Origin of the sequence: Rothia nasimurium, from assembly GCF_928381415.1 — a bacterium.
Lineage (GTDB): Bacteria > Actinomycetota > Actinomycetes > Actinomycetales > Micrococcaceae > Rothia > Rothia nasimurium_H.
In genome coordinates this window covers 346,226-360,956 of record NZ_CAKMSF010000001.1, presented here as the reverse complement: position 1 = coordinate 360,956, position 14,731 = coordinate 346,226, and the positions used below count along the sequence as shown (strand labels likewise).

At 62.3% G+C, this 14,731-nt stretch carries 15 protein-coding genes and 3 tRNA genes; 5 read left to right on the top strand and 13 right to left on the bottom strand.

Features of this window, described 5'->3' with window-relative positions; genetic code table 11:
* The first annotated feature begins 67 nt into the window (after positions 1-67).
* Positions 68-142: transfer RNA gene (locus tag L7A20_RS01725), tRNA-Thr, on the top strand.
* Positions 143-265: 123 nt separating this feature from the next.
* Here the strand turns inward: L7A20_RS01725 and L7A20_RS01720 are convergent.
* From L7A20_RS01720 to L7A20_RS01705, 4 genes are all read right to left on the bottom strand, one after another.
* On the bottom strand, positions 266-502 hold the full coding sequence (locus L7A20_RS01720) for a hypothetical protein (protein ID WP_237199563.1): 237 nt from the start codon (positions 500-502) through the stop codon (positions 266-268).
* A gap of 35 nt (positions 503-537) precedes the next feature.
* Positions 538-1,389: an HpcH/HpaI aldolase/citrate lyase family protein gene (locus L7A20_RS01715; RefSeq protein ID WP_423817412.1), complete on the bottom strand. Its 852-nt coding sequence runs from the start codon at positions 1,387-1,389 to the stop codon at positions 538-540.
* Between the two features lie 98 nt (positions 1,390-1,487).
* Positions 1,488-2,234, bottom strand: a complete 747-nt coding sequence (locus L7A20_RS01710; RefSeq protein ID WP_237222172.1) for an ABC transporter ATP-binding protein — start codon at positions 2,232-2,234, stop codon at positions 1,488-1,490.
* Between the two features lie 19 nt (positions 2,235-2,253).
* Positions 2,254-3,345, bottom strand: a complete 1,092-nt coding sequence (locus tag L7A20_RS01705) for an ABC transporter permease (RefSeq protein ID WP_237222171.1) — start codon at positions 3,343-3,345, stop codon at positions 2,254-2,256.
* 215 nt (positions 3,346-3,560) lie between these two features.
* Here L7A20_RS01705 and L7A20_RS01700 point away from each other — a divergent pair, with 215 nt between their 5' ends.
* Together L7A20_RS01700 and L7A20_RS01695 are read left to right on the top strand one after the other, a co-directional pair.
* Positions 3,561-4,955, top strand: coding sequence for a sensor histidine kinase (locus tag L7A20_RS01700; protein ID WP_237222170.1), 1,395 nt, complete (start codon positions 3,561-3,563; stop codon positions 4,953-4,955).
* Entirely contained in the window at positions 4,952-5,569 is a 618-nt protein-coding gene (locus L7A20_RS01695) for a response regulator (protein ID WP_272879200.1), read from the top strand. The genes L7A20_RS01700 and L7A20_RS01695 overlap by 4 nt, the downstream gene beginning before the upstream one ends.
* 7 nt (positions 5,570-5,576) lie before the next feature.
* Here L7A20_RS01695 and L7A20_RS01690 read toward each other — a convergent pair whose 3' ends face one another.
* The 5 genes from L7A20_RS01690 to L7A20_RS01670 all read right to left on the bottom strand — a co-directional run bounded on the left by L7A20_RS01690 (position 5,577) and on the right by L7A20_RS01670 (position 11,136).
* Positions 5,577-6,743 carry an acyltransferase family protein gene (locus L7A20_RS01690; protein ID WP_237222169.1) on the bottom strand — a complete coding sequence of 389 codons (1,167 nt, stop codon included), beginning with the start codon at positions 6,741-6,743 and terminating at the stop codon, positions 5,577-5,579.
* 147 nt (positions 6,744-6,890) lie between these two features.
* Positions 6,891-7,376 (bottom strand): dehydrogenase, encoded by a 486-nt coding sequence (locus L7A20_RS01685; protein WP_237222211.1) that lies wholly within the window; start codon positions 7,374-7,376, stop codon positions 6,891-6,893.
* A gap of 135 nt (positions 7,377-7,511) precedes the next feature.
* Positions 7,512-7,700, bottom strand: coding sequence for a YbdD/YjiX family protein (locus tag L7A20_RS01680; RefSeq protein WP_185174047.1), 189 nt, complete (start codon positions 7,698-7,700; stop codon positions 7,512-7,514).
* Between the two features lie 9 nt (positions 7,701-7,709).
* Positions 7,710-9,980, bottom strand: a complete 2,271-nt coding sequence (locus tag L7A20_RS01675; protein ID WP_237207280.1) for a carbon starvation CstA family protein — start codon at positions 9,978-9,980, stop codon at positions 7,710-7,712.
* A 163-nt stretch (positions 9,981-10,143) separates the two neighbouring features.
* On the bottom strand, positions 10,144-11,136 hold the full coding sequence (locus L7A20_RS01670) for an NAD(P)H-quinone oxidoreductase (RefSeq protein ID WP_237222168.1): 993 nt from the start codon (positions 11,134-11,136) through the stop codon (positions 10,144-10,146).
* 169 nt (positions 11,137-11,305) lie between these two features.
* Here L7A20_RS01670 and L7A20_RS01665 point away from each other — a divergent pair.
* Positions 11,306-11,396 (top strand) — tRNA-Ser (locus L7A20_RS01665).
* A 108-nt stretch (positions 11,397-11,504) separates the two neighbouring features.
* On the opposite strand, the gene L7A20_RS01660 is transcribed toward L7A20_RS01665, so the two are convergent.
* Positions 11,505-11,891: a DUF4190 domain-containing protein gene (locus L7A20_RS01660; RefSeq protein ID WP_237222167.1), complete on the bottom strand. Its 387-nt coding sequence runs from the start codon at positions 11,889-11,891 to the stop codon at positions 11,505-11,507.
* A 177-nt stretch (positions 11,892-12,068) separates the two neighbouring features.
* Between L7A20_RS01660 and L7A20_RS01655 the strand changes: the two genes are divergently transcribed.
* A tRNA-Ser gene (locus L7A20_RS01655) sits at positions 12,069-12,160 on the top strand.
* Positions 12,161-12,311: 151 nt separating this feature from the next.
* Here the strand turns inward: L7A20_RS01655 and L7A20_RS01650 are convergent.
* From L7A20_RS01650 to L7A20_RS01640, 3 genes are all read right to left on the bottom strand, one after another.
* Positions 12,312-12,839 (bottom strand): SixA phosphatase family protein, encoded by a 528-nt coding sequence (locus L7A20_RS01650; RefSeq protein WP_237222166.1) that lies wholly within the window; start codon positions 12,837-12,839, stop codon positions 12,312-12,314.
* Positions 12,840-12,848: 9 nt separating this feature from the next.
* A complete protein-coding gene (locus tag L7A20_RS01645; RefSeq protein WP_237222165.1) occupies positions 12,849-13,631 on the bottom strand; it encodes an alpha/beta fold hydrolase in 783 nt (260 codons plus the stop codon).
* A gap of 127 nt (positions 13,632-13,758) precedes the next feature.
* Complete coding sequence (locus L7A20_RS01640) at positions 13,759-14,532, bottom strand: winged helix-turn-helix domain-containing protein (RefSeq protein WP_237185177.1); 774 nt, start codon at positions 14,530-14,532, stop codon at positions 13,759-13,761.
* Positions 14,533-14,731: the final 199 nt, after the last annotated feature.

Sequence of the window (14,731 nt, the reverse complement as noted above, 5' to 3'; positions counted from 1 at the left end):
GTGGTTGAGGCCCTCTCTTTCTGGTAAAGTTTTCTTTCGTTCGCCCCTGTTGAAGGGGTGGGAGCATGCCTCCATAGCTCAGGGGTAGAGCATTTCCCTCGTAAAGAAAAGGTCGTCGGTTCAAATCCGACTGGGGGCTCCATCAGTAAAAATCTCGCGGCCCGCACCGGTTCAGGTGCGGGCCGCGAGATTTTTTGTTGTCTATAGACCGCCCGTGCGGACGCGTCCGCCCGCTTCCGGCGACACCCGAGCCTGCGCGGGTGGGCTAGTCGTTGTCCATGTGGTTTTCGGCCCCGTAGCCAATTAGATAGGCCCAAATCCAGGCGGTGATAACCGCCAAGAAAGGTACCACCAGCAGGTGGGTGTCGTTGGCAAAGAGCCAGCGGTAGAAACCCCAGAGGGCCAGTGAGGGCACGAGGAGCAGGGCAAAGAGCAGCAGGAACCCGCGGGAGAAGCCGCCGCTGGGCGTCCTGCGCGTTTGAAAACCAAGATATTTCTTCACGCTGCCTATCCTACCGCTGCCACCTGGGAGTTCTTCTAGCTACGCCACAGGCCGTAGGTCTTGGCCAGCGATGAGACCTTGCGGGCGCGGGCAAGACGGGGCAGGTAGGAGCCATCCTGGGGTACTGAATCCCCTTCGCTCTTTTGCAGGAGTTCTCGGGCCCACTTAATCTCGTCGGCGCTGGGGGCTAGCCCGACGTTGATGGTTTCTGCCTGGGCGGGGTCGAGGGTGAGTTTGCCGGTCATACCGTGGCTGGTGGTAATAGCGCAGTCCTGGAGGAGGTCGCCACCGTACTTGCCCACCGAGGGCCCGTCGATGGGGCCTGCCAGGCCGCCCACGCGGGAGGCTAGCACCAGCTGGGAGCGGGCAAAGGCCAGCGCGATGCGGTCATCTGATACGCCGGTGTCACGGCGGTAATCGCCCACGCCGAAGGCTAGGCGGAAGGTGCCGGGGGCCTTGGCAATACGCACAACGTTCACCATGCCCAGGGCGGTTTCGATGAGCGCGATGACGGGGGTACCTGCCGGGAGCATCATGGCGGTGCGGGTGACGTGGTCGGGGTGCTCGGTCATGGCCAGCATGACGCCCTTGAGCCCGCTCGCCCGGTTGAGGGCTTCAAGGTCTTTGGCCCAGTGGTCACTTTCAATACCGTTAATGCGAACCCAGGCTGAAGCGCCGCTGTTGAGCATAGTTTTGAGGTGCTCGCGGGCTTCGTCCTTCTGCTCTTCGGGGCAGCCGTCTTCGATGTCGATGATGACCGAGTCGGCCTCTGATTCGAGGGCTGCGGCGATGGTTTCTTCGCCTGCGGCGGCAGAGACCAGTAGCCAGGAGCGGGAGAGACGGGCGGGCAGGGAGGCTGCGCGTTCGTTACGGTGAAAGTTAATCACGGGTGTGTCCTTGTAAAGGTTATTTTGACCTCTTCAAGTTTACCCTGCCCGCTGGGGCCCGGGAGGGCTGTCTCTCTGGGTAAAACCTAGGCTCCCGGTCAGGCCTGGAGTCGGCCGTCAACCATGTGTTCTACCCGGTGGGTGAGCTGAACCTGATCGAGGTCGTGGGTGATCATGAGGGTTGCGGTCTTGAACTCGGCGGTGATGTTGGCCAGGAGCTCGACGATGGCGGCGGAGCGTTCAGCGTCAAGGGCGCTGGTGGGCTCGTCAGCCAGGAGCAGGGAAGGCGAGCCCATGAGGGCTCGGGCGATATTGACGCGCTGGCGCTGGCCGCCGGAGAGCTGGTGTACGCGGCGGTTAGCAGCTTCGCCCAGCCCTACCATGTCGAGCAGGTCGGCAGCGGTGGAGCGGGCAGCTTTGAGTTCTGCCCCGCGAGCGCCGCTGATGCGGGCGGTGAGTTCTAGCTGTTCGGCGGCGGTGAGGGAGGCAATGAGATTGGGCTGCTGGAAGATAATTCCGATGTCGGTGCGGCGCAGGGCCGCAAGGTCGGCGTCCCTATAGGCGGTGGTGTCGGTGCCGTTGATCAGGCGGGCCCCGGCTGTGGGGGTGATGAGCCCGGCGGCAACCGATAGCAGGGAGGACTTACCCGAGCCAGAGGCACCGGTCAGGGCGATGAACTCTCCGCGGCTCGCGGTGAGGTTCACCTGATCTAGGGCGCGCATGGTACGCGGGGTACCGTCGGCGTCTACGCCGTCGGGGTAGTCGAGCACGATGTCGCGCAGTTCAAGGACGCTGGGAGCAGCTAAGGTTTCGTCGGCCAGGGGGCGGGTGAGCAGGTCAGTCATGGTGAGGCTCTTTTCTGTTCTAGTTGCCGCCGAGGGCAATCATGGGGTCTACGGTGGCGACGCGGCGCAGGGCGATGAGGGCGCCGCCCATGCCCAGGGTCCAGATGCCGGCGGCGGGGCCGGCGATGGTGAGGGTAGAGAGCTGGAAGGGTACGGCTCCTGCGGCCAGGGTGCCGAGGCCCCAGCCCACCAGGGCACCGAGGGCGGCACCGACGGCGAGAATCACGGCTGCCTGGGCGAGGGCGTCCTTGGTGAGGAAGGTGCGGGAGGCGCCCAGGGCGCGCATGACGGCGATGTCGCGGGCGCGTTGAATGGTCCAGACGGTCAAGAAGGAGATAATCACCAGGGCGGAGATGCCGTAGAGGAAGCCCTGCATGGTTTTGAGGGAACCGTTCTCGGAGGAGTAGGCGGGCAGGGCTGCGAATGATTCGCGGGTGGTCAGGGCCTGGGTTCCGGTGGCATCTGCGGTGGCGGTGTAGTCTGCGCTACCGGTTACGGCCAGGACGGTGCCGAGCACGGCGTCCTGCCCTTCGGTTTCACGCTGGTGGGTGATGTTCTGCCAGGTGGCGGTGGTTGCCCAGCCTGCGTTGGTGTGGGAGTAGAAGGTGTCTTCGGTGATACCTGAGACGGTCACATCGGTGCCCGAGAAGGTAACGGTATCGCCTACGGTCGCGCCGATCTCTTCAGCGACGCTGGTGGGCAGGGCGATTTGGCCGTCACCGGGCTCGGTGCCCTGGAGCAGGGGCGCAGTGTGTTCAGCCAGGTCAGAACCGGCGGGGGTAGCGATCAGGCTCATCGAAGCGGCTCCGTTGCCCTCAACCTTGCCGGTGAGGAAACCGACCGGGGTGGCGTCCGCCCCGGCTGCCTGCCACTCCTCCTGCAGTCCGGCAGTGACAGCGGAATCGGTGAAGGACGCCTTACCCCCGCTCTCAGACGGGGCGAATACGAAGCGGTCAGCCCCCATCTTTTCAAGGGCATCGGTGTTCTGGTTACCCAGCCCGCCGGTCAGGCCGGTCAGCATGACCAGCAGCAGGGTAATCAGGGCTACGGTCGCCCCAATCAGGGTGAAACGGCCCTTAGCAAAGAGGATGTCACGCCAACCGACAAACATGACTGCACTACCTTTCAAACACAGGAAAACTTGATACTTCTATTCAAGCTCCCACCGGGGGTTGCCCACATCGGGGTAAGGGTTGAACCTGGAATCAACCATTTGGTTGATGCGGCCCCGCCCGCTGTGCAGACTTCTTGGGCTGGGTGCAGGGTTTTCTCTGCACGCAGCCCAAAAACCCTGCACAGCCTCAGCTAAAGGTAAAGTGAGTTTGTATGACGACCGCACCCAGCCCCCTCCCCGCTACTTCCTCACAGCAAACCCTGCTGGTGCTCAAGATTCTGCGAGTGAGCCTGCACGTGATGTTCGCTTTTTTGCTGTGCTTCGGTGCGGTGCTAGCCCTGATCGGTAGCGTCTACCAGGTACGTCATGCCGCGCTCGGGGTACTCTCACTGGTACTCGGGGGCATCTACCTTGCCGGAACGGTCTACGAGAACCGGCGGGGACTACCGGCTACCTTCCCCGACCTCTTCCCCCGGCCAGGTGCGTCCGCCCGCTACCGGCAGGCAGCCCGCTTTACCCCTGCCCACCTGTGGCTACTGATCATCACCCTGCTGTGGCTGGGGCTTATGGCGCTCGATAGCTCCTTCACCTGGGTGGTCTTCCCCATCATGTTCCTCTACCTGCACCTGCTCGCCCCCATAGCGGGGGTAGCTGCCACCCTCGTCCTCTGCGCCCTGGCCATTGCCCTGCCCCTGGTGGGGCCTGCCGGGTTTGGCCTCGACTACCTTCACTCAGAAGGTATAGCCCCCGGCTACCTCATCGGCCCCACCCTGGGGGCCCTGCTCGCCATCGTCATCTCCTTCACCTACCGCGCCCTGCGCGCCGACGCCGCCCGCCAGTACCAGCTTGCCCAGCAGCTTCGCGCGGTGCAGGCCGAGCTCGTCCAGCAGCAGTACAGCGCCGGTAAGCTCGAAGAACGCGAGCGCCTGGCCCGCGAAATCCACGACACTCTGGCGCAGGGGCTTTCGTCTATTGTGCTGGTTTCCCGGGCAGCGGCGTCCTCGCTTCAGGAAGGAAAGGCGGACGCCGCAGCCGCCCAGGTGCGCGTTATCCAGGACTCTGCCGCCGCCAACCTGGCTGAGGCCCGCCGCTTTATTCGGGATCTCTCATCCCCGGCCCTCGACGACTCCCTAGTCTCTGCACTCAGGGCACTTGCCACCTCCACCGAAACCGCCCAGAGGGCCGCAGGTAAACCCCTCACCTGTGCCTTCATTCTTGAAGGTGACGAAGAAACCGCCAAGGCCCTGCCCGAGGAGGTTTCAGCGACCCTCGTGCGCATAGCCCAGGGCGCCCTCGCCAACGTCGCAGCCCACGCCGAGGCAAGCCGCGCTGCCCTCACCCTCAGCATCTGGCCGAACGACATCACCCTCGACATCTTCGACAACGGCCGGGGATTCACCCCTCATCCCTTGGGGTCTAGCACCCTCAAAACCAGCCCCCTCAGCGAAACCGGAACCGGCTACGGGCTCACCTCCCTCAGCGAGCGCGTTGCCCACCTCGACGGTAGCCTAGACGTTGAAAGCACCCCCGGTGAAGGCACCGTCCTCACAGCCCGTATCCCCCTCAATCAGACCAACCAGCACCGACCCGACCAGGAGGCCCAGTGACCGTCCGCGCCCTACTCGTTGATGACCACCCCGTTGTGCGCGCCGGCCTGCGCGCCATGTTCGAAAGCTTTGAAGGCATCGATGTGGTTGCCGAAGCAGCTGACGGGTCGACGGCGCTCGCCGTAGCCGCGGAGCAGGCCCGGGCTGGGGCGGCGCTGGATGTGGTGGTCATGGACATTCAGATGAAGCCCATGGACGGCATCGAGGCAACCCGCGCTTTCAAGGCTGCGGGCGGGCCGCCGGTGCTGATTTTGACGACCTTTGACACCCAGGGCGATATCGTTGCGGCTATTGAGGCAGGGGCCCTGGGCTATCTGCTGAAGGACGCCCCGCCCGAGCAGGTGCAGGCGACGGCGCGGGGTGAGCGGACGCTGTCGCCCGAGATCACGGCGGCCTTGATGGAGCGTATGCAGCGGCCCGCTATTTCTCTGTCGGCCCGCGAGATGGAGCTGCTCAAGCTACTGGCTACCGGGGCTACCAATAAGGAGCTGGCTGAGGCCCTCTTTATTTCTCAGGCCACGGTGAAGACCCACCTGGTGCATATCTACACCAAGCTGGGCGTCGATAACCGCACGGCAGCAATTGCGGCAGCCCGGAGTGAGGGGCTGCTCTAGCCCTTCTCTAGCTCTTAGTTCCCATGGGGCCGGGAGTATCGGCCGCTGCCGCCTGCTTCTTCCAGCTTGCCCCAAAGTAGCGGTCTTTAAAGCGCATCACCGGCACTTCAATCACCAGGTACATCGCCACACCGGCGGCAATACCCAGCGGGGCCAGCAGGGCAACCTGGGTCAGCGTCGGAAGCCCGTGCAGGTGGGGTTCCAGGGCCTTGAAAAGCACATCGTGCACCAGGTAAATGCTGTAGCTCGACAGGCCAATCAGCTGTAGGGGTCGCCAGGCCAAGAAGCGGTGCACAGTAGCGCCCAGGGGCTGGCGCGAAGCAACCAGGCCCCAGAGCATCACGGCGGATGCCGCCCATGCCTGAAGCGAATAGCGCACCGTATCGCGGAAGGTCTCATCACGGATGACCAGGGTCAGCAGGTAAACCCCCAGGGCGACGAAAAGCACCCAGTTGCGCCCTAGAAGTGGGATGGTGCGTCCGTCCTGAATCAGGGCCCCCGACCGGTAGCGTCGGCCGGCGACTTCCCGCCCCAGCACCATCTCGTCCGCTGCGTAGCGGTGGTACCAGAGGGCGGTGAGCATACCGATGGCGATAGCTTCCATGCGGGTATCGGTGCCGAAGTAGATGCGATCGGTGCTAGCGCCGGCGTCATGCAGAACCCAGCGAGACAGCGACGAGTAGAGCACCACAGCTACACCCAGTACCGTCAGGGCCCGCCGGTAGACGGTCCAGCGCACCAGCACCAGCCAGATTAGGGCAAAGACCAGGTAAAACTGCTCTTCAATCGACAGGGACCACATCACGTGCGTACCCGGCAGTACCGTAATCTGCGAGTCCAGGTAGCGCAGGTTAAAGAAGAAGAAGACCTGCCCCAGGAAGTCCAGGGTATCGACGGCCCCACCCATCGACCGATAGACCAGCGTGGGTATCACAATCGCCAGAATCAGGGGCGGAGCGATTTTGAGCAGGCGTCGGATATAGAAGCCCGGCACATCAAACCCGCCGGTCTTATCGCGCTCCCGCAGCAGCAGGTAGGTGATGATGAAGCCCGAGATAGCAAAGAAAATCGTTACGCCCGACCCACCCGGCACAAAGGTCAGCCCGGCGTGGGAAAACACCACCAGCAGCACCGCAAAAGCGCGCATTGCGTCAATGTGGGCATAGCGGTTCATGGCGTAGAAGTCCCCTCTGATTCAGGTGCGGTGTGTGGCGGTGCCCTGAGAAAGCGCGAACGGGCACCCACCTACCTTACCGGCTAGCAGTGCAGGTGGGCAGGCACTTTTTAGGGGATAGCTACGCGATATGGGTGACAGAACCGGTTAGGACGCCGGGGCCAGCACCTCCTGCCGGGCGGCAGCCAGGCGGGCTTCGGCGTCCGCAACGTGCTGCTGCACCGTTTCAACCCGGCGGGCGATGGTGGCGGTGCGGGTGCAGTCGGTGCCGCAATCACCGGCGCAACGGGTCATAGCCAGGGCTTCAGCGCAAAGGGCTAGGGAGTTACCCGCCTTGGAAAGCGCCCGGTGCAGGTCGGAGTACACCCCGGTGGGAGAAGCGGGGATATCGTTTGATTCGCTGGGGGCCAGGCGCTGGGCCTCAGCGGCAACAGTGCGGACGCGCGGCAGCAGGTCAGCCAGGTCATTGGCCAGGGGGACGAGCTCTTCAAGAGTGGGCCCGGCAGGCACGCGTTCGAGAATCTGGTGGAAGCGGTCGAGTCCACGGACGAAGCGGTCGTGGGCCCGACGCCAGAGGCCTTTGCCGAGTTCGGCGTCGTCCCTGCGGCTCTGCAGGAAGTCTTTGATACCCACGGTTACTCCTTTCACGAGGTCTACATACTTAGGTTACCCTAATATCGCTGTTCCCCAGAGAAGGTACCATCGTAGTCAGAAATACCCAGCTAGTTCGTGGGTTTTTCTCACTGCGATGGTACCTACCGTGGTCAGCTAGCAGCACCGAGCTCCCGGGTTCTTATCGAGGGAGTCAGTGTAGTCTTTCCAGAACTCCCGCTCGGTCATAGGAGCGTGGGCGCAGCCGCTGGCGCGGTGGTGGGCCAGGTACTTCTGGTACTTATCTGCGCCCATAACTCCGTTAGCGAACCAGCGGACGCGGGCGAGGAAAGAACGGATGCTCATGCTCCCCTCCTAGTGGCCACTGTGCCCGGCAGAACCGCTAATCTGGTCGGGGTGCTTGCGGTAGAACTCCTGCCACTGGGCCTCTAGCTCCCGCTCGGCGGGGGTGGCAATCATGCCAGCCGGGGCGTAGAGCTTCGACTCGATGTAGGGGTTTTCCTTGCTTTCCTTCGCGTGGCCGTTCTTAGCCTTGACGACCTCAATCAGGGCGGTAACAACGACCACCAGGGTCAGCACCACGAAGAGGATTGAAAGCGAGCCCTGCACGAAGGTGTTGCGTACAACCGCCTCCATGGCAGCGACGTCCTTCGCCGCACCCAGCGAGGTTTCACCGGCCGCCAGGGCGTCCTTGTAGCGGAAGTGGTTCGCCCAGTAGCCCACAGCGGGGTTGGACGAGAAAATCTTCTGGTAGGAGCCCACCACCGTAACGACCAGGTCGAAGACCAGGGGCAGGGCGATAATCCAGAGGTACTTGAAGCGGCCCTTGTTCGCGGCAATCGCCAGGCAGACAGCCAGCGCAACAGCAGCCAGCAGCTGGTTGGCGATACCGAAGAGGGGGTAGAAGGTGTTGATGCCGCCGAGCGGGTCGGTGACACCCAGAATCAGAATCGAACCCCAGCCTGCCACCATGACGGCGGTGGTCAGCCAGGCGCCCAGTCGCCAGTTATGGTCGCGGAACTTGGGGAAGAAGTTGCCCAGGGTATCTGAGAGCATGAAGCGGGCTACGCGGGTACCGGCGTCCACCGCGGTGAGGATGAAGAGGGCCTCAAACATGATGGCGAAGTGGTACCAGAAGCTGGTGAGTTCGAACCAGGGCAGCATCTGGTTGAGAATCAGCGCCATACCCACAGCCAGGGTGGGGGCGCCACCGGTGCGGGAGACGATGGAGTGCTCGCCGACGGCGTCCGCAGTGCCCTGCAGCAGTTCGGGGGTGACGTGCACGCCAGTCAGGCCCAGGGAGTTAACGAAAACGGCCGCTGATTCGACGGTACCGCCGGTTGCCCCGGCTGCTGAGTTCATGGCGAAGTAGATGCCGCGGTCGATGGTGACAGCAGCGACCAGGGCCATGATGGCGACGAAGGATTCCATGAGCATGCCGCCATAGCCAATGAAACGAGTCTGGCGTTCCTTTTCAACCATCTTGGGAGTGGTACCCGATGCAATCAGGGCGTGGAAGCCAGACAGCGCACCACAGGCGATGGTGACAAAGAGGAAGGGGAAGAGGGAACCTGACCAGACGGGGCCGTCGGCGCGGCCGGCGAACTCACTGATGGCGGGGACGGTGATTTCGGGGCGGACGACGATAATGCCGACAGCCAGCAGCACGATGGTGCCCACCTTCATGAAGGTTGAAAGGTAGTCGCGCGGGGCGAGCAGCAACCAGACGGGCAGGACGGCGGCGATAAAGCCGTAGATAATGACGCACCAGGCCAGGGTGACGCGGTCAAGCAGCAGGTACTCCATACCCCAGGCGGTGTTGGAGACCCAGCCGCCGCCCACGATAGCGGCCATGAGCAGGACGAAGCCAATCAGCGATACTTCGCCCACCTTACCTGGGCGCAGGTAGCGCAGGTAAACGCCCATAAAGAGGGCGATGGGGATAGTCATACCTACCGAGAAAACACCCCAGGGGGATTCACCCAGGGCGTTGACCACGACCAGGGCAAGGATAGCGGTAATGATGATCATGATGGCCAGGGTTGCCAGAATGGCGGCGTAGCCACCTACGGTTCCTAGCTCTTCCTTGGCCATCTGGCCCAGGGAGCGTCCGCCCCGGCGCATGGAGAAGAAGAGCACCAGGTAGTCCTGCACGGCGCCGGCAAAGATAACGCCGACGATAATCCAGATGGTGCCGGGCAAGAAGCCCATCTGGGCTGCCAGGACGGGGCCTACCAGGGGGCCAGCGCCCGCGATAGCGGCGAAGTGGTGGCCGTAGAGTACGCGGCGGTCGGTGGCGGCGTAGTCCTTGCCGTCAGCGTCGTATTCGGCGGGGGTCGCGCGGCGGTCATCGGGCTGGGTGAGCTTGGCTTCGATGAAGCGGGCGTAGAAACGGTAGGCAATCAGGTAGCTACAGACGGCGGCGAAGACGAACCAGATGGCGTTGACGGTTTCGCCGCGGAAGATAGCGATCATGGACCAGGAAACCGCTCCGACCAGGGCGATGAGGGCCCAGATGGCGATAGTTTTGGGCTTCCAGGTACGGTGTTCGGCATCGAGCACGTCGGGGTCGACGTAGGGCTTCGGCCGCTCCTGCTCTAGGGTTGAAGAGCTCTGTGGTGACATGGTGAGGCTCCAATGTGACTGTGATGTCCCACAACCGTGTGGGTGTGTGCACTCACACAATACTCCCCTATGGGCACCAGGTCACATATTACGGCGCTTGTGACGCCGCTTTTCGTTCACCGGCCGGCAGGGCGCCCGCCGCAGATGCGCGGACGCCCGCGGTTTAGGGGGTCAGCAGGATTTTGCCGCGATGCTCCCCGGCTTCTAAATGGGCATGGGCTTCTGATGCCCGCTCAAGCGGGAAGACGGCGCTGGTATGGTTTGAGATCTCCCCGCTTTCAATCAGGGGCCACACAAGCTGCCCCACACCGTCGACGATGCGGGCCTTATCAGCAGCCGACCGCGAGCGCAGGGAAGTGGCGTGCACGCTCAAGCGGCGCGGGAGCATATAGCCCAGGTTGAGCTGCCCCTTGGGCCCGCCCTGCAGGCCGATGACGGCCATAGAGCCATCTACCGCCAGGGTCTTAATGTTCTCTTCTAGGTAGGCTCCACCCACAACGTCCAGGATGTAGTTAACCCCGCGCCCGTCCGTCAGCTGGCGGACGGTTTCGCGAAAGTCCTGGGTGCGGTAATTGATAGCCTCAGCACCCAGGGCTCGAATGAAGTCGCACTTTTTGTCACTACCGCCGGTGGCAAAGACCTGCAGCCCCAGGGCTCGAGCCAGTTCGATAGCGTGGGTACCAATGCCGCCGGTACCACCGTGAATGAGCAGGGTTTTGCCGTCGTTGCCCTCGGGGCGGGGTGCAACCCCCAGGGTAAGAACCAGGTTGGAGTAGACCGTTGCAGCCACCTCAATGAGGCCGGCGGCGTCTTCGAGGCTGACGCCTTCGGGCACCGGCAGGGTGTGGTTCAAATCCACCGCCACGTACTCGGCATACCCACCGCCAGCGAGCAGGGCGACCCGCTCCAGGTTCAGGTAGCCCTCGTCGACACCCTCCCCCACGGCTTCCACCGTGCCCGAGACCTCCAGGCCGTAGATGGAACTAGCCCCAGGGGGAGGAGGGTAAAAGCCCTGCCGCTGGGAGACGTCCGCCCGGTTGACCCCGCTGGCCGCCACCCGTAGCAGCACCTGGCCGGGGCCAGGTGTCGGCGTCGGCTGCTCGCTCACGACCAGCACCTCGGGGCCGCCGTGTTCTTCTTCGAGGATGGCGCGCATGGGGAACTCCTTCTCACACAGGTTTTTCCGCCCCTTACCGGGGCAGCTAGGCGGACGGACGCTTACCACCCACCTCTATCCCCAGCCTAACGAGAGCAAGGGCACAAAGGCCACTATTTTGCTTTAGGGCGGCAACTGTGTACCATAGTAGAAGTGCTCAGCACAGTTTGGATGGTTGTCCGAGCGGCCGAAGGAGCTGGTCTTGAAAACCAGTAGGCGGCAACCCCGTCTCGTGGGTTCAAATCCCACACCATCCGCCAAGAAGCCCGCTTCCGTAAGGGAGCGGGTTTTTTCATACCCGGATTCAGAGACAAAAGCGGGGGCAGGTCTCAGCCTGCCCCCGCTCTCTAGGTAAAAGACTTCTAGCGCTAGTAGGTAGAAGAAGTACCGGCGGTGCCGATCAAAATAACGACAAAGGCAATGTAGGCGATGATGAAGAGCAGGGAGAGGATGCCCAGCACCAGACCAATCCAGCCGGTGACCTTACCGACGGTTGCCTCAGCTCCGTAGGATTCAGCCTTGCGGACCTGGGAGAGGGCAAGGGGACCGAAAACTACGCCGAGGCCCGCAATCACGATGGACAGAATGCCGAAAATCATGGCGTTCTGGGCGTGCTTCTGCCCCTCAGGGTTTACAGCAACCTGGCCGTAGGGCTGGTTGTAGTTCTGGGCGTAGGGCTGCTCGCTGGGCGCACTGTAGGAGCCGTAGTTCTGACCTGAATTCTGGGGATTCTGCTGGTTGTACGATTCTGACATGCCGATTTCCTTACCGTTGGGCGCTGAGTGTTACCTGTGCCATTTTATCAAGTGGTCCACAGCAAGCTCCAGGGTTAGCGTCTGCATCTCACGGGGTTTTGACCGCCGCTACTTTTGTCGCTAGTATGGGTAGAGCTGTGTTGCTAGGCCACGTTGACGAGCCTCTACACAGACTATGGAGACGTGCCAGAGCGGCCGAATGGACTTCACTGCTAATGAAGGGTCGGGGTTAAACTCGACCGGGGGTTCAAATCCCCCCGTCTCCGCCACAAAACCCCGGTTGACCTTGGTCGACCGGGGTTTTTCTGTACCTTCACGGCACTCTGCTGGCAGGTGTGCTACTAACCGCCAAATGTGGCGATGCCGCCGCCACATTTGGCGGTTAGCGCCACAGGTACGGACGCCCGCCGTCAGCGCCCGCTAAAAGGTTGCGAAATGGGTCAGGCGGGCCTCGCCCTCAATCAGCTGGTCCCAGTCACCGCTTACCTCAAAAACGGTCAGGGACGAGGGGGCATACCCGTAGGAGGCATCCATCAGCGCCTCGTACTCTGAATCGGGGCGGGCCAGCTGCAGGGCGGCGTCCTGAACTCCGGGCAGGTGGGCAATCAGCATCAGGGACTGCACCCCGGCGGGGGTGCGATTGATAGCTGTGAGCAGGGCTGAGGCCGGTGCATTGTAGAGGCGTTCATCCAGGCTGGCGGTAGGGGCCTTTTCTCCCAGGGCATCTGAAACCCAGGTTGTGGTCTGCCTGGTGCGTAGTGCCGCTGAGCTGACCAGCATCTCGGGTATCAGCCCCTTCTCCTTCAACCACTCCCCGGCCCGCTGGGCCTGCTCGCTCCCATGACGGGTCAGCGGGCGGTTGAAATCGTCAAGCCCCCAGTCAGCTTCAGCATGGCGCATGATAATGAGGGTGCGGGCATCGTGACGTGGCAGGACGAAATCGGTCATACACCCATCCTAACCGTCGAGGCCGATAAAGCGCTTGAGCAGGTAAATGGTCTCTTCGGGCTTCTCAGAGTGCACCCAGTGCCCGGCCCCCTTCAGCACCACACGGCGCACCAGGGGGAAGAGCTTCTTCATGGGCTCAAGGTCAGCGTCTGTGATGTAGGGGGAGTCCCCGCCTGCAACCCACAGCACAGGCTTCTCAAAAACTCCGTCACCCCCCGGCCAGCCCATAATCTCAGGCAGGTGGCGACGGAGCATCTGTAGGTTGGGTTCCCAGGAGTTACCGGCCTTTGACATGGTCAGATTCTGTAGCAGGAAGGCTCGGGTGCCAGCAGCTGGCACATTGAGGGCAAGGTCAGCATCGGCCTGGGAACGGGTGGTGTAGGTTTCGATGGGCAGGTTCAGCATGGAGTCCATAAGAATTTCAAAGCTCCCCTTGGACTCCCCCGGGGCAATATCAATAACCACCAGCTTGCTCACCAGGTGGGGGTGGCGCAGGGCCAGCAGCATAGCGATTTTGCCGCCCATAGAGTGCCCCATGAGCACGATGGGCTCACCGGCGCTATATTCTTCAACGGCCTCAGCCGCTAGGTCTGCCATCTGCCGATAGTCGAAGCTCTCTGTCCAGTAGCTAGCGCCGTGGTTAGGCAGGTCAACCAGCAGGGTCTGCACGTCTTCCCCCAGCCCCTTAGCGATTCGGGTGAAGTTCTTACCCCGCCCCAGCAGACCGTGTAAAAAGACAGTTTTAATGGGCCCAGAGCCAACAAGCGAAGTTTTCAGAGAGGGAACAGTCATGCCCTCTACTCTACTACCGCCCACCTGCCCAGCCGCGGGCAAGCGGGCTGGGGCGTCCGCACAGACACAAGGGGCGCCGCCACCAGCCTGCTAGCCGGTCACGACGCCCCTGCACACGCAATTGAGATTAGATGGAGTATTCCGGTGCCGCCCAGACAACAACCTCGGGGTGCTCGTAGAAGCGGTAGCCCTGGCCGCGCACGGTACGCACGGTATTCGACAGGCGACCCAGCTTAGAGCGCAGACGACGGATATGCACGTCAATGGTGCGCTCATTGGGGATTTCTTCCGCATCACGCCACAGGCTGGTGAGTAGCTCTTCGCGGGCTACGGTTCGCTGGCCGTTCTCAACCAGGTAGTTGAGGAGCTCAAACTCCTTGTAGGTGAGGTTGAGCAGTTCGCCGTCCAGGTAAACCTCGCGGCGGGAAAGATCAATCAGCACGCCCACTGAGTGGGTGGGCTTGGCGTCCTCGCCACCGTGATGAGCGGACGCCGGTACCGCCTCAGGCTGGTAATGCACGGCAGTGGGGTCACCCAGCGCATTGCGGACAACCTCAAGGTCGCTACCCTGCGCATCGGCAGGGGCCAGCGCCACAGCTGCGTAGGACTCGGCGCCAGGCACCTGGTTCTGCACATAGGCGCGGGTATCTTGGACGATTCGCACCAAAGAGGTTCCATGGTTAGCGGCAGCTTCTTCGCTAAGGCCAACATAAATGACGAAGCCGCGAGCTTCGTTCTCCTGCGCAGCTGCGCGCGGAGGCTCAGGCTTGTAGGTCATAGGGCGAAGATTAGCGGGCTGCTGCTTTGCAATACCACGGCTATGACCGGCTACACCCTGCTGGCGCTGAGCGGCAGAACGGTTGCGCTGCGAGATGTGAACATACCCCGGTGCACCTGACATTTTGCCTACCTTCTCCCTGTATGAGTCGAGCATTAGTGTGTGGTTCCGCTAGAAAGCAAACCCCGTGTGCGGGTGGGCCTGCTGTCTACTTTTAATCGTTGTCCGAATTTGTATTTAAAGCAAGTAATATTCGCGTATTTTTTCAACTTATCTGAGTCTAGCCCCCGAGCGAGGGTCAGCAAAGATGAAAATCCTTACA

Bases quoted from the DNA above. Each gene is read 5' to 3' on its own strand.
- L7A20_RS01710 (WP_237222172.1), bottom strand. From the start codon at position 2,234: ATGACTGACCTGCTCACCCGCCCCCTGGCCGACGAAACCTTAGCTGCT.
- L7A20_RS01705 (WP_237222171.1), bottom strand. From the start codon at position 3,345: ATGTTTGTCGGTTGGCGTGACATCCTCTTTGCTAAGGGCCGTTTCACC.
- L7A20_RS01700 (WP_237222170.1), top strand. From the start codon at position 3,561: ATGACGACCGCACCCAGCCCCCTCCCCGCTACTTCCTCACAGCAAACC.
- L7A20_RS01690 (WP_237222169.1), bottom strand. From the start codon at position 6,743: ATGAACCGCTATGCCCACATTGACGCAATGCGCGCTTTTGCGGTGCTG.
- L7A20_RS01680 (WP_185174047.1), bottom strand. From the start codon at position 7,700: ATGAGCATCCGTTCTTTCCTCGCCCGCGTCCGCTGGTTCGCTAACGGA.
- L7A20_RS01675 (WP_237207280.1), bottom strand. From the start codon at position 9,980: ATGTCACCACAGAGCTCTTCAACCCTAGAGCAGGAGCGGCCGAAGCCC.
- L7A20_RS01670 (WP_237222168.1), bottom strand. From the start codon at position 11,136: ATGCGCGCCATCCTCGAAGAAGAACACGGCGGCCCCGAGGTGCTGGTC.
- L7A20_RS01660 (WP_237222167.1), bottom strand. From the start codon at position 11,891: ATGTCAGAATCGTACAACCAGCAGAATCCCCAGAATTCAGGTCAGAAC.
- L7A20_RS01650 (WP_237222166.1), bottom strand. From the start codon at position 12,839: ATGACCGATTTCGTCCTGCCACGTCACGATGCCCGCACCCTCATTATC.
- L7A20_RS01645 (WP_237222165.1), bottom strand. From the start codon at position 13,631: ATGACTGTTCCCTCTCTGAAAACTTCGCTTGTTGGCTCTGGGCCCATT.
- L7A20_RS01640 (WP_237185177.1), bottom strand. From the start codon at position 14,532: ATGTCAGGTGCACCGGGGTATGTTCACATCTCGCAGCGCAACCGTTCT.